At 65.1% G+C, this 12,641-nt stretch carries 15 protein-coding genes and 1 pseudogene; 11 read left to right on the top strand and 5 right to left on the bottom strand.

Going from position 1 to position 12,641, the window contains the following annotated elements; translation table 11 throughout:
• Positions 1-18 precede the first annotated feature (18 nt).
• Positions 19-1,152, bottom strand: coding sequence for a threonine synthase (locus ACWDTD_RS14630; protein ID WP_449747849.1), 1,134 nt, complete (start codon positions 1,150-1,152; stop codon positions 19-21).
• 82 nt (positions 1,153-1,234) lie between these two features.
• Between ACWDTD_RS14630 and ACWDTD_RS14625 the strand changes: the two genes are divergently transcribed.
• Positions 1,235-2,467 carry a T6SS phospholipase effector Tle1-like catalytic domain-containing protein gene (locus ACWDTD_RS14625; protein ID WP_449747848.1) on the top strand — a complete coding sequence of 411 codons (1,233 nt, stop codon included), beginning with the start codon at positions 1,235-1,237 and terminating at the stop codon, positions 2,465-2,467.
• Here the strand turns inward: ACWDTD_RS14625 and ilvD are convergent.
• Positions 2,444-4,165: a dihydroxy-acid dehydratase gene (gene ilvD, locus ACWDTD_RS14620; RefSeq protein WP_449747847.1), complete on the bottom strand. Its 1,722-nt coding sequence runs from the start codon at positions 4,163-4,165 to the stop codon at positions 2,444-2,446. The two genes, ACWDTD_RS14625 and ilvD, sit on opposite strands and share 24 nt — an antisense overlap.
• Positions 4,166-4,298: 133 nt before the next feature.
• Here ilvD and ACWDTD_RS14615 point away from each other — a divergent pair, with 133 nt between their 5' ends.
• The 3 genes from ACWDTD_RS14615 (at position 4,299) to ACWDTD_RS14605 (ending at position 5,986) form a co-directional block, all read left to right on the top strand.
• Positions 4,299-5,132, top strand: a complete 834-nt coding sequence (locus tag ACWDTD_RS14615; RefSeq protein ID WP_449747846.1) for a sigma-70 family RNA polymerase sigma factor — start codon at positions 4,299-4,301, stop codon at positions 5,130-5,132.
• A 97-nt stretch (positions 5,133-5,229) separates the two neighbouring features.
• On the top strand, positions 5,230-5,466 hold the full coding sequence (locus ACWDTD_RS14610; RefSeq protein WP_449747845.1) for a DUF1059 domain-containing protein: 237 nt from the start codon (positions 5,230-5,232) through the stop codon (positions 5,464-5,466).
• 91 nt (positions 5,467-5,557) lie between these two features.
• The gene (locus ACWDTD_RS14605) at positions 5,558-5,986 is read left to right on the top strand and encodes a type II toxin-antitoxin system Rv0910 family toxin (protein ID WP_449747844.1); all 429 of its coding nucleotides are present in this window, start codon (positions 5,558-5,560) and stop codon (positions 5,984-5,986) included.
• 3 nt (positions 5,987-5,989) lie between these two features.
• On the opposite strand, the gene ACWDTD_RS14600 is transcribed toward ACWDTD_RS14605, so the two are convergent.
• Positions 5,990-6,706, bottom strand: a complete 717-nt coding sequence (locus ACWDTD_RS14600) for a YoaK family protein (protein WP_449747843.1) — start codon at positions 6,704-6,706, stop codon at positions 5,990-5,992.
• Between the two features lie 82 nt (positions 6,707-6,788).
• Between ACWDTD_RS14600 and ACWDTD_RS14595 the strand changes: the two genes are divergently transcribed.
• A complete protein-coding gene (locus ACWDTD_RS14595) occupies positions 6,789-7,664 on the top strand; it encodes a LysR family transcriptional regulator (RefSeq protein WP_449747842.1) in 876 nt (291 codons plus the stop codon).
• 11 nt (positions 7,665-7,675) lie between these two features.
• Here ACWDTD_RS14595 and ACWDTD_RS14590 read toward each other — a convergent pair.
• Both ACWDTD_RS14590 and ACWDTD_RS14585 read right to left on the bottom strand, forming a co-directional pair.
• Positions 7,676-8,206: pseudogene (locus ACWDTD_RS14590) on the bottom strand (Rv2253 family sensor-like surface protein).
• 94 nt (positions 8,207-8,300) lie between these two features.
• Positions 8,301-9,350 (bottom strand): 2,3-butanediol dehydrogenase, encoded by a 1,050-nt coding sequence (locus ACWDTD_RS14585; protein ID WP_449747841.1) that lies wholly within the window; start codon positions 9,348-9,350, stop codon positions 8,301-8,303.
• A gap of 118 nt (positions 9,351-9,468) precedes the next feature.
• Here ACWDTD_RS14585 and ACWDTD_RS14580 point away from each other — a divergent pair, with 118 nt between their 5' ends.
• The 6 genes from ACWDTD_RS14580 (at position 9,469) to ACWDTD_RS14555 (ending at position 12,448) form a co-directional block, all read left to right on the top strand.
• The gene (locus ACWDTD_RS14580) at positions 9,469-9,834 is read left to right on the top strand and encodes an ArsR/SmtB family transcription factor (protein ID WP_449747840.1); all 366 of its coding nucleotides are present in this window, start codon (positions 9,469-9,471) and stop codon (positions 9,832-9,834) included.
• A gap of 5 nt (positions 9,835-9,839) precedes the next feature.
• The gene (gene arsB / locus ACWDTD_RS14575) at positions 9,840-10,952 is read left to right on the top strand and encodes an ACR3 family arsenite efflux transporter (RefSeq protein ID WP_449747839.1); all 1,113 of its coding nucleotides are present in this window, start codon (positions 9,840-9,842) and stop codon (positions 10,950-10,952) included.
• Positions 10,953-11,007: 55 nt separating this feature from the next.
• Entirely contained in the window at positions 11,008-11,349 is a 342-nt protein-coding gene (locus tag ACWDTD_RS14570; protein ID WP_449747838.1) for a type II toxin-antitoxin system Phd/YefM family antitoxin, read from the top strand.
• 26 nt (positions 11,350-11,375) lie between these two features.
• Positions 11,376-11,789: a PIN domain-containing protein gene (locus ACWDTD_RS14565; RefSeq protein WP_449747837.1), complete on the top strand. Its 414-nt coding sequence runs from the start codon at positions 11,376-11,378 to the stop codon at positions 11,787-11,789.
• A gap of 120 nt (positions 11,790-11,909) precedes the next feature.
• Positions 11,910-12,119, top strand: a complete 210-nt coding sequence (locus ACWDTD_RS14560) for an antitoxin MazE-like protein (RefSeq protein WP_449747836.1) — start codon at positions 11,910-11,912, stop codon at positions 12,117-12,119.
• Positions 12,116-12,448 (top strand): type II toxin-antitoxin system PemK/MazF family toxin, encoded by a 333-nt coding sequence (locus ACWDTD_RS14555; protein WP_449747835.1) that lies wholly within the window; start codon positions 12,116-12,118, stop codon positions 12,446-12,448. Before ACWDTD_RS14560 ends, ACWDTD_RS14555 begins: the two co-directional genes overlap by 4 nt.
• Positions 12,449-12,641: the final 193 nt, after the last annotated feature.

The following is a 12,641-nucleotide window of genomic DNA, read 5'->3' as shown; positions in this document are numbered from 1 at the left end:
GCGATGAATCAGAGCGCGTCAGATCACGATGTCGGCGATTCGGTCCGGACTCTTGAGGCCGGTTCCGGTGAGCACCACCACGGTGCGCTCTCCGGGGCGGATCGTGCCGGTGGCCAGGAACCGGTCGAGGGCGGCCGCCGCCACCGCGCTCGTCGGCTCCGCATACAGGCCACGGGAGGCCAGTGCTCCTGTGGCCGAGACGATCTCGGATTCGGCGATGCGGATGGCGTGTCCGTCGGAGCGCCGAATCGCCGCAACCACCTCCGCCAGCCGTACCGGACGCGCGATGGAGGCACCTTCGGCGATGGTGGGGGTGCGGTCGGCATCGGCGGTGGGGGAGACGCCGTTGAGCGTGTCGGCGATGGTGGCCCAGTGTTCGGGTTGACCCACCAGGATTCGCGGCCTGCGGTCGATCAGGCCGGCCTCGAGGAGTTCGCTGAACGCGATGTCGCATCCCAGGGCGATGCTGCCTGCCCCGGCCACCAGCACGACGTTGTCGGGCGCGGCGAACCCCAGGCTCTCCCAGATCTCGTACCCGATGGTCTTGGTTCCCTGCAAGAACATCGGGTGCCAGTTGTGGCTGGCGTAGGGAATCAGCGAGGACTGCCGGATCGCTTCGTCGGCCACCTGATCGCGTGTTCCCGCGACGAGTCTGATCGTCGCGCCGTACGCGCGTGCCTGCATGATCTTGGCCGGGGAGGTGGACTCCGGCACGATGATCGTGGCATCGAGCCCGGCGGCGGCCGAGTAGCCTGCGACCGCCGAACCGCCGTTGCCCGAGGAGTCCTCGAGTACCCTCGTCGCACCCAGCGAGCGCAGATGGGAGATGAGTACCGTGACCCCGCGGTCCTTGAAACTACCGGTGGGATTGAACCATTCGAGTTTGAAGTGGACGGCGTGCCCGCCCCAGTCGAGCGCGGGCATCGGGGTACAGCCCTCGCCCAGGCTCACCCGGAAAGCGGGATCCACCGGGATTCCGGCTCGGTATCGCCACAGCGATCGTTCTGGATGATCGATCTGCTCGGGGGCGACAGCCGGCAGCGGATCGAGCATCAGCGGTGAGCCGTCGTCGCCGCGCCAGCGGGGGTCGGTGAGTGGATAGACGCGCCCGGAGCGGTCGTACTGGCGGGTGGTGTCTGGCACGGCGGGCACGAAATTCCCTTCGTCGGTTCTCGATGTCTACAGGTAGCCGACTACGCGTGTGCCGGCTGCGGATGGTCCCTACTTTTGTGTCATGACCAAGAATCTGGTGGTGTGCTGCGACGGAACGTGGAAGAACTCCGACGATCCCAACGTCTCCAACATCGAGAAGATCGCCCGTTCGATCGCGCCGACCGGTTACGACGGAGAATCGCAGATCGTGCACTACTCGCGTGGCGTCGGTGCCGGCGGCAGTCGCGTCGAGCGACTGTTGGGCGGTGCGTTCGGCCTCGGACTCGATACCGCGATCGTGGAGTGCTACCGGTTTCTCGCGTTGAACTACGAGCCCGGAGATCGGGTGTTCGTGTTCGGCTTCAGTCGTGGCGCCTACACCGCCCGCAGCCTGTGCGGCATGATCGCGCATGTGGGCCTGCTGACGCCCATGGGTGTTGCGCAAGGAGAACTCCCCGTCGCAATGACCGTATATCGCAACCGGCCGCGGGCAAAAGATCCCACCCAGCCACCACCCGTCGATCCGAAACACGAGAAGGACCTCGCCGACCTGAAGGCCCATTGCCAGCCCGACGACCAGGTGTGGATCGAGTTCCTCGGTGTGTTCGACACAGTGGGCGCGCTCGGTATCCCCGGCCTCGCGCGCAGCAAGTACAAATTCCACGACGTGACCCTCTCGGCGAAGGTCCGGTGCGCACGGCAGGCACTCGCAATTGCCGAGCGGCGCCGCATCTTCGCGCCGTGCCTGTGGGGAGGCCACCATCTCGACATCAAACAGGTGTGGTTCGACGGTGTGCACAGTGACGTCGGCGGCGGCTATTCGAACTGCTACTACAGCGACAAGACGCTGCTGTGGATGGCCCGTGAAGCCGCGGGCACCGGCCAGTACGGGATCCGCGCGGGTATGGTTTTCGACTGGGAACGCCTGTCCACCAAGCTGTGCCGGCCCGACGAATCCGTCGTCGAACACAACTCGATGACGCCCGGTTACCGGATCGCGAACATCCTCGGACTCATCGGCGCGCGATTCCGTCGGCACATCGCACCGTATGTGCCGGTCTTCGTGCGCGGCTGGCGGATGTTCGCACCCACGGTGGCGATCCCCGGCAGCGGTATCGCACGCGCCTACGACGTGCATGTCGAGGGGTCGGCGGCCAGGCGGGGGGTGAACCCGAACATGCAGGTGTGGTTCGACGAGGTGCGCACGCTCGGCGGCGATCCGGATCAACTTCTCGTCAGTGCACCCACGCTCGCCGAGGCAGACGGTGAGATGCCGGCTTCGGCGAGTGTGTCAGCGGCACACGGCTCCTTGTGAGGCCGACGTCACCAGTTTCGTGTACTTCGCGAGCACACCGCGTCGGTAGCGGGGTGGAAGCGGCGTGAAACCGGCTGTGCGGCGGACGAGTTCGTCGTCATCGACGAGAAGGTCGAGGGTGCCTTCGGCCACGTCGAGCCGGATGCGGTCGCCGTCGCGGACATGGGCGATCGGACCACCGTCGACCGCTTCGGGTGCGATGTGTCCGACGCACAAGCCGGTGGTGCCGCCCGAAAAACGGCCATCGGTCATCAGCAGCACGTCCTTGCCCAGGCCCGCACCCTTGATGGCACCGGTGATCGCCAGCATCTCCCGCATACCCGGTCCACCCTTCGGGCCTTCATACCGGATCACCACCACGTCTCCGGCGGTGATGGTGCCGTCCTCGAGTGCGTCCATCGCCGCCCGCTCGCGGTCGAAGACCCGTGCCACACCCTCGAACACGTCCGAATCGAATCCGGCGGACTTCACCACTGCCCCCTCGGGTGCCAGCGAGCCGTGCAGGATCGTGATGCCACCCGTCGGGTGAATCGGTGACGTCATGGCGCGCAACACTTTTCCATCCGGATCGGGTGGTGCGATGTCGGCGAGATTCTCGGCCACGGTCTTGCCGGTGACGGTCAGGCACTCGCCGTGCAGCAGACCCGCGTCGAGCAATGCCTTCATGATGACCGGCACACCGCCGATTCGGTCGACGTCGGTCATCACGTGCGCGCCGAAGGGTTTCACGTCGGCGAGGTGGGGGACACGCGCGCCGATGCGGGAGAAGTCGGCCAGTGACAACTCGACCTCGGCCTCGCTGGCGATCGCCAGCAGATGCAGCACCGCGTTGGTGGAACCGCCGAACGCCATCACCACGGCGATGGCGTTCTCGAACGCTTCACGGGTCATGATGTCGCGGGCGGTGATACCGCGCTTGAGCAGTTCGACGACGGCTGCGCCACTGGCCCTCGCGTAACCGTCGCGGCGTTTGTCGGGAGCAGGCGGCGCCGCACTGCCGGGCAGCGACATGCCCAGTGCCTCGGCGGCACTGGCCATCGTGTTCGCGGTGTACATGCCGCCGCAGGCACCCTCGCCCGGGCAGATGGCGCGCTCGATGGTGTCGACGTCGGTGCGGCTCATCAGTCCGCGGGCGCACGCACCGACGGCCTCGAACGCGTCGATGATGGTCACCTGATGCTCGGAACCGTCGGAGAGCGTGGCGTAGCCGGGCAGGGTGGAACCGGCGTAGAGAAACACGTTGGCCAGATCGAGCCGTGCCGCGGCCATCAGCATCCCCGGTAGCGATTTGTCGCACCCGGCGAGCAGCACCGATCCGTCGAGGCGTTCGGCACTCATCACCGTTTCCACGCTGTCGGCGATCACTTCCCGCGACACCAGTGAGAAGTGCATGCCCTCGTGGCCCATGGAGATGCCGTCGGAGACGGAGATGGTGCCGAACTGTAGTGGGTAACCACCGGCTTCGAACACGCCCTCCTTGACCTCGGTCGCCAACCGATCCAGCGACAGGTTGCACGGTGTGATCTCGTTCCACGACGACCCGACCCCGATCTGCGGTTTCGCCCAGTCGTCGTCGCCCATGCCCACCGCGCGCAGCATGCCGCGTGCCGCCGTCTTCTCGAGGCCGTCGGTGACATCGCGGCTGCGTGGTTTGATGTCGACCGTCTGGTCCGCGGGTGGCGTCGCGTGTGTGTCCATGTGGCCACGGTATGCCGTCACGTGCGTTCGCGGGGGCGTCGGGCGCGAGGGCGGGTGACGTAGGGTTGCGGTGGTCACATTCTCCGGCCGCGCGACGTCATCGAGATGACCACCGCGAGCGAAGGAGCCACCCGTGGACCACGATGACGCATTCGACGCCGAACGCTCCCGCCTGACGCGCATTGCCGAACGCATCGTCGGCGATCACGGTGAGGCCGAAGACATCGTGCAACAGGCGTGGCTTCGGTTGCATGGCACCGAGACCGAGATCGAAAACCTGCCCGCATGGCTGACGACGGTGACCACTCGGCTCTGTCTCGACCGCCTCCGCTCTGCGGTCCCGACTCCCGACGACGAACTGGAACCCGAGGCGGATGCACCCGACCCGTTGGACGAGGTGGCCCTTGCCGACACCGTCGGAGTGGCCCTGCAGGTGGTGCTGGATCGATTGAGCCCCAACGAGCGCGTGGCGTTCGTCCTGCACGACACCTTTGCCGTCGACTTCACCACAATCGCCGCGATACTCGGGTCGAGCCCGGCGGCAGCTCGCAAACTCGCCTCACGGGCTCGCGGGAAGGTCACACAGCGGAGCAAGCGCGATCACCAGACGGATTGGGCTGTGGTGGACGCGTTTCTCGATGCGGCACGAAACGGTGAGTTCGCCAGGCTACTCGAGCTTCTCGCACCGGATGTGGTGATCGAGGCCGACGCCGCAGCGATCGCGACCGGCACGCCGCAACGACTCGAGGGCCGCGACGCGGTGGCGACGATGTTCAACGGGGCGGCGAAGGCCGCGCTACCGGTCTACATCGGTGTGCGGGCCGGGGCGTGCTGGTTCCAGCAGGGTCAGCCGCGAGTGGCGTTCGACTTCACCATCGTCGACGGCATGGTGCGTCGCATCGTCTTTCGCGCCGATCCCGACGTCCTCGCCCGGACCACGCGTCGTCGCGGACCCGATCCGCTCTGACATCTCGGCAGCGGCTGTCACAAACTCACGCTTCCCTACGTCGACATGACAGAGGACGGACGATCAGGGTTCGTCCACACCCGAAAGGTATGACGACATGAGGACGATGACGTGCCGCGAACTCGGCGGACCCTGTGACCTGGCATTTCAGGGCGAGACCGCCGACGAGGTGATCAAAGCTCAGGATCAGCATCTGAAGGATGCGGTTGCCGCGGGTGACGATGTGCACGGTCCGGCGCTCGAGGAGATGAAGCGCCGATGGAAGCATCCGCTCAAGGCGATGGGCTGGTACAAGGCGACCAAGAAGTCGTTTGCCGATCTGCCAGACGACTGAGAGGGGTCGATGGGTGGTGGTGGCCGGTCGGTGCGAGATCGGCCACCACCCCGTACGGTCAAGGGAACTGCGCGGAGGGGAGAACATTCGGTTGGCTGGTGTCGATGTCGGGATCGATTCGGGGCTTTCGCCCGCAGCGGCGTGGTCGTTGGCGTCGGACCTGAACCGGTTCTCGGAGTGGATGACGATCTTCGGCGGCTGGCGTAGTCCGATTCCCGATCAGATCGGTGTCGGCACCGAGATCTCGTCGCTGATCAAGGTGAAGGGATTCCGCAACGTCATCCATTGGCGCGTCACGGAATACGAGGAGCCGACGAGAATCTCGCTGTCCGGGCACGGACGAGGTGCGGTCCGGATCAACCTCACCATGACGGTCACACCGCAAGACAGCGGCTCGCATTTCCACCTCGACGCCCACATCGGGGGAGGAGTGCTGAACGGGCCGATCGGACACTTCGTGGCCCGGGTCATCAAGTCGGACGTGTACGAATCCATCGAGAATCTCGCGGAGTTGCGCTAGGTCTTACACCTCGGCAGATGTGGGCGGGCCGTCGGAGAGATACAGGGCCCCGGCGACGACCACCGCGAGCAGTCCCGCTGCTACCAGAAGTACCGGCGTCACCCCGAACGTGAGGAATGTCAACGCCCCCACCGCCGCCCCGGCAAGCATCGTGGCGACCGACGCGAATCGTCGAAGCGCAGCCATCGGCTTTCCGTGGAACACATCGGCACCGATACCGGTGAGCGACATGGTGAGCACGGTGGTGGTCAAGTCGGGAACACCGAGCGAGCGGACCACCGCGTTGCGGACGCCGAGTCCGATCGCCAGCAGCGTGACAGCCGTCGCCTTGACGGCGGAGGCTGTCGGGTGAGCGATCGTCAGCAGAACGACGGTCGCGATGACGGCGGTCAGTTCGGTGGCCGATCCCAACGCGAGAGCACGGCCGCGACGCGGCACACGCGTCAGGACGGTCCCGCATCCCGCGGCGCCGACAAGGAAGCCGGCGAGTGCCAGCACCGATCCGAGCAGGGAGTACCCCGGGGTCCCGGCCAGAGCGAACCCGCTGAAGACGACGTTGCCGGTCATATTCGCCACGAACACCCGCCCGAGCGCGAGGATGCTCGCCGCGTCGACCAGACCCGTGACGACCGTGAGAACGAGAAGAAGTATCGGCAGTGCGCCGTGCTTGGGGTGGCGGACGAACTCGTCGGAGACGCGACGACAGGTCGTGGACAACATGGCTTCAAGCCTTGTCGACGTTGCGTATCGGTTCCAACGAATATTCTGCATCACATCTATCGACTTCGGCGATACTTGGTGGATGGATCTCCGGCAGCTCGACTACTTCGTTGTGCTCTCCGAGGAGCGCAGTTTCACCAGGGCAGCGACGAGGCTTCATGTGGTGCAGTCGACCGTCTCGGCGGCGGTCAAGGTACTCGAGAAGGAACTCGGAGTGACGCTCGTGCATCGATCGTCCCGGACATTCGCGCTGACTGCGGCCGGTGCCGAACTGCTCACTCGCGCGCGAGACCTCTTGGCGGCGGAGCGCAGTGCGGTTGATGCGGTGCGCGGGACTTCGGGACGTGTGAGCGGCCAATTGCGTGTGGGCACGCTGGCGTCGTCCTCCCCGCTGGACGTTGCGGCACTGATGGGGCGGTTTCATGCCCGTCATCCCGACGTCGACATCCGCATGGTGACCTCCGCCGAGGGATCCACCGGTCTGCGGGCGTCGGTGCTCGACGGTTCGCTCGACGCCGCGTTCTCGTCGATCGGTGCCACGCACCGGTCGCTGCTGATCGACGAACTGGCCGCCGTCCCACTTGATGTGATCGTTCCTCGCGGTCACCGGCTCGAGAGCAGCGAACGGATCTCGCTGGCAGAACTCGTCGACGACCCGTTCGTCGACTTTCCGCAGGGATTCGGTCATCGGACAGTTGTCGACGATGCCTTCCGCGACGCCGGGCTGGGACGCCATGTGGCTGTCGAGGTGGTGGGTACCGCCAGCATCCTCGAGTACGTTCGCCACGGATTGGGGGTGGCACTGCTCGCGCGCACCGCAAGCACGGCGCCCGCCGAGATCCGGCGTATCCCGGTCGCGGGGCCGGCGCCGATGTGGCGCGTCTACTTCATTCGGCACGCCGACCGTGAACGCACAACGGCCCTGGCCGCCCTGCTGGCCATGCTCCGGATGGGCTAGACCTGGACCGGTCAGCTACCGAACAAACCGCTGGGCAGGCCACCGGTGCTGACTTTGGTTGCCTTGACCGCCATCGTCACGGTGCCTGCGCACGGCCCGCTGTCGATGGTGGTGGTCCATTCGCCGCGCTTCGTGCCGTCGGGCATCGGTGTATAGAACGCATCGGAGTGCGCGGGCGCGTAGACCTTGGGTTTGTCCGCGCCCATGTAGCAATCCCATTGCCAATCAAAGTGTTCGACCCACGAAACGCCATTCCAGGTGTAGCGCGGCGGTCGCGGGATGGTGGGGTTCTTGGCTTAGGGTCCGGCCACCACGGTGGCCACGCACTTGCCGGACGCGCACGACGTCGAGAACGTGTAGGTGTCGGAGAAGTCTGGTTCCTTTTGTCGCGCCGCGAGACTCGTCCCGGTTTTCGACGCGGCATAGCGGGTCAGCGACCACTGGCCGTTCCACTCGGGCTGTGCCGCGCCGGCGTCGCTCACGCCCGTGCCGAGTGCGGCAACGGCGAGCAGGACCGACGAGAGGCAAATCCAGATGCGCATGGTGTGGCGAGATTACCGCAGATGAGGGTCGCGCAGCGGCGATTCGCGACTATCGACGGGCGACCGCGTGTGAGCGCAATGGGGGAGCGTGATGTCAGGAGTCGGCGCGCACGAGGAACTTCGCACCTTTTCCTGCCCGCAGTGTGGCAAACGCATCGCTGACGTCGTCGAGTCCGATCTCGGTTACCCAGTCCGTTGGATCGTAGAGTCCATCGGCCATCGCGGCGATCACTGCATCGAAGTCGGCGGGCAGATAGGCGAGGGCTCCGGCGATCTCGGTCTCGGCCATGACCAGCATGGTCGGAAGGAACTCCATCGGGTGTTCGTGGATCGCCACGATCACCAGCCGACCGCCCGGGGTGAGCAGGGGAATGGCCGACGCGATCGCGGACCCGGCGCCGGCAGCGTCAAAGGCGACGTCGACTCCGTCACCGCCGGTGAGTTCGGCGACCGCGCCCGCGAGGTCGCCGCCGACCGGGTCGACAGTAGCTGCGCCGAGGCCCTCGATCACTGCACGTCGTTCCGCGCTTGGTTCGGAGACCACGACGCGCGTGACACCGCGGGCTTTGAGGGCGAACCAGAGCCCGATGCCGATCGGTCCCGCGCCCGCGATGAGCGCGGTGGCGCCTTCGTCGACGCCGCTTCGGTCGACGGCGTGCCACGACACGGCCATGGGTTCCACCAGCGCGCCCATCGTCAGGTCGACGGCGGCGGGCAACACGTGCACCTTGGACGCGTCGACCGTCGTGTACTCGGCCATGCCGCCGCCGTGGGACGTGAGTCCGTGGAAACCGATTGTGCGGCACACGTTGTAGCGGCCCCGGCGGCATGCGACGCATGTGCCGCAGTAGTAGATCGGCCACACCGCCACGTGATCGCCCACGGCGACGTTGTCGACACCTTCGCCGAGTTCGACGATGGTGCCGGAGAACTCGTGACCGAGGATCTGCGGCAGCCCCGCGCCGGTCAGCGGATGCGGGGGATACTGGTCGGCCGGAGGGAGCGGTGCGTAGTACATGTGCAGATCGGAGCCGCAGATGCCGGTGTACGCATTCTTGATCTTGACCTGACCGGGCAGGGGAGTCGGGTCGTCGACGGTGTCGACGCGCAGGTCGGTGGTGCCGTGGAGTCGGGCAGCGCGCATGATCAATCCTTCGGTGACAGTGCGTGATTCGAACACGCGACCCGAACCATACTCCGCGAGTGGCAAGGAGGATCCCGATCCGCTTGCATCATGATTCGACCGATGTCAATATCGATGCGTGTCGAATCAGAATCTGTTGACGGCCGGCAACCGCCGAGACTTGGATGCCGGGGATGCCGCTCGGTGGGCGGTAGCGTTGAAGGCTCTCGCGGATCCGGTTCGGTTGCAGTTGGTGTCGCAGGTGGCCGCGCATCCGGGAGGTGAGGCGTGCGTGTGTGACATCTCCGGTTCGGTTGCGGTGTCGCAGCCGACGATCTCCCATCATCTCAAGGTCTTGCGTGAGGCCGGGTTGGTGACGAGTGAGCGTCGCGCGACGTGGGTGTACTACCGGGTCAACACGGACATGATGAGGCGCCTGTCGGTACTGCTGGGTGGTTTCGCCACGGTGGTGGGCGAGTCACGCTCGTGTGAGCCTCCGGAGTAGATCACATGAAGAGTGGTGTGGCCGGCAGGCTTTCGGTTCTCGACAGATTTCTTCCAGTGTGGATCGGGGCGGCGATGGTTGCCGGCCTGGTACTCGGTCGTGGCGTGCCCGGCCTTGGTGACGGGCTTGCCTCGGTACAGGTCGACGGCGTTTCCCTGCCCATCGCGCTTGGGCTGCTGGTCATGATGTATCCGGTTCTGGCCAAGGTTCGCTATGACCGCCTGGACTCGGTGATCGGTGACCGCCGCATGCTGGTCGGGTCGTTGGTGTTGAACTGGGTTGTCGGTCCGGCCCTGATGTTCGCCTTGGCGTGGCTGCTGTTGGCCGACGTGCCCGACTATCGGACGGGGCTGATTCTCGTCGGGTTGGCGCGCTGCATTGCGATGGTGATCATCTGGAACGACCTCGCGTGTGGCGATAGGGAAGCCGCGGCGGTGCTGGTGGCGTTGAATTCGATCTTCCAGGTGTTCATGTTCGCGGTGCTCGCCTGGTTCTACCTGTCGGTCCTGCCGGGCTGGCTCGGTCTGGAACAGACCACCATCGACACCTCGCCGTGGCAGATCGCCAAGTCTGTGCTCATCTTCCTCGGTATCCCGCTGCTGGCGGGGTACCTGACCCGTTTCTGGGGTGAGCGCGTGCGGGGACTCGATTGGTACGAGAACACTTTGTTGCCACGCCTGGGCCCGTGGGCGCTGTACGGGCTGCTGTTCACCATCGTGATCCTGTTTGCGCTGCAGGGGGCCAAGATCACCTCGCAGCCGTGGGATGTGGTGCGTATCGCGATTCCGCTGCTGATCTACTTCGCGGTGATGTGGGGAGGCGGCTTTGCTCTCGGCGCGGCGATGGGATTGGGATATTCGCGCACCACCACGCTGGCGTTCACCGCGGCCGGCAACAATTTCGAGCTCGCGATCGCGGTGGCCATCGCCACCTACGGCGCGGCGTCAGGACAAGCATTGGCCGGTGTAATCGGTCCGCTCATCGAGGTACCCGTACTGGTGGGCCTGGTGTATGTGTCGCTCGCACTTCGTAACCGCTTCAACGATTGTCGATTGCACACCAACGTTCGGGCCGACGCCGCTGGGGTCCTCGATGCGCCAGATGCCGACCGACGGTGACAGTGGACGCTGCATGTGATTCCTCGGCCCTCGTGGCCTTGTAGTGGTTGCGTCGATGACGAGCCAGCTCGTCGAGGCGCCATTGAGCGCATTCGTATCCCAGAAGACCCGGATGCACACCACCTGCCCGTGTATCACCGGTGATACACTGAAGAACATGACCGACGCGGCGAGTGTGAGGGATCTGCGCAACAACGGGGGTGAGGTGTTACGCCGAGTCGAGCGTGGTGAGCGGATCGTGGTCACCCGCGATGGCGAGCCAGTGGCCGAACTTCGGCCTTTGCCCAGAAAGAGCGTCAGCGCGGCAGAGTTGATTCGTCGGCGAGCCCACCTTCCGCAGATCGACCCAGACGTCCTGCGGTCTGACATCGACAGTGTGTTGGATTCGTCCCTATGACAGGAGCGGTCGCGACGACGCGGGGGATGCTTGACACGTCGACCGTGATTCTGCTCGGCAGGCTGGCCGATCCTGACGAGCTTCCTGAGGAGTCGGTGATTAGCGCGATCACCCTTGCGGAGCTTTCGGTTGGGCCACACGTGGCGCGAACCGACCACGAGAGAAGTGCAAGGCAACAGCACGTACAGCAGGCAGAAGCGGACTTCGAGGTCCTTGCATTCACCGCCGAGAGTGCGCGGGCTTTTGGCAGCGTCGCGGCGGCATTGCGGTCGTCGGGGCGAAAGCCCAGTGCGCGAGCATATGACGCACTGATCGCGGCCAGTGCCATCGCGAACGCTATTCCGCTGTACACCTGCAACCCCAACTATTTTGTTGGCATACCCCAACTGGAGCTACGTTCGGTGACACATCCGGACGCGCTGGAGCGCGAGGGTGGATAACCCGAGGATGGCACTTGTATCGTCCTGCACTGCACTGCAGCGCTCTTCTGGTAACCCTGCATATTCATCCCGGGGATGCGCACTCTGGCCAGTCTGAAGCGTTACATGTAACATGTGGGCGTGGCAGTGAGGGACAGGGTTGGCGAGTACCGGCGCCGGATGCGTGAGCGCGGCTTGCGGCCGTTGCAGGTCTGGGTTCCTGACGTACGAACACCTGAGTTTGCCGCGCAAGCCCACAAGCAGTCAGTTCTCGTGGCAGAGGCCGACGCCGACGGGGATGAGCAGGATTTCGTCGAGGCTATTGCGGCACCCTGGGACGACGAGGCGTGATTCGCGGCGAGATCTGGACTGTGGCGGGTGGCGTGTATGCATCCAAGCCGCGACCTGCGGTCATCGTCCAGGACGATCTCTTCGATTCAACTCTGTCGGTGGTAGTTGCGCCGATGACGAGCCAGCTCATCGAGGCGCCGTTGTTGCGGATTCGTATCCCAGGAGACCGGGATACGATCTCGGGCCTCGATCGGGACAGCGACGTGATGATTGACAAGCTGACCGCGGTCCGGCGGTCGAGTGTACTGACGCGTGTTGGCCGTCTGACATCCGAGCAACTCGTGGAAGTCGAACGCTCGTTGATGGCGTTCCTGGGACTCGCGCGATGACGTGTAGGCAAATAGGGGGCCGGCGGCCGACGAATCACATAGCCGACGACAACGACGCACCTGAATAGTGTTGCGGCGCAGCGCAATATGCAGTGGTTTACTGGATACCGTCAATATCGAATTGATCATATTCCCCAGCAAGAGGTTTCAAGGTCTGCAGTCTCGCGGTGGCGATAGATGGTAGGGGCTGGAT

It is taken from the genome of Gordonia sp. NPDC003425 (genome assembly GCF_053588635.1).
This window is presented reverse-complemented; position numbering and strand designations above follow the sequence as displayed.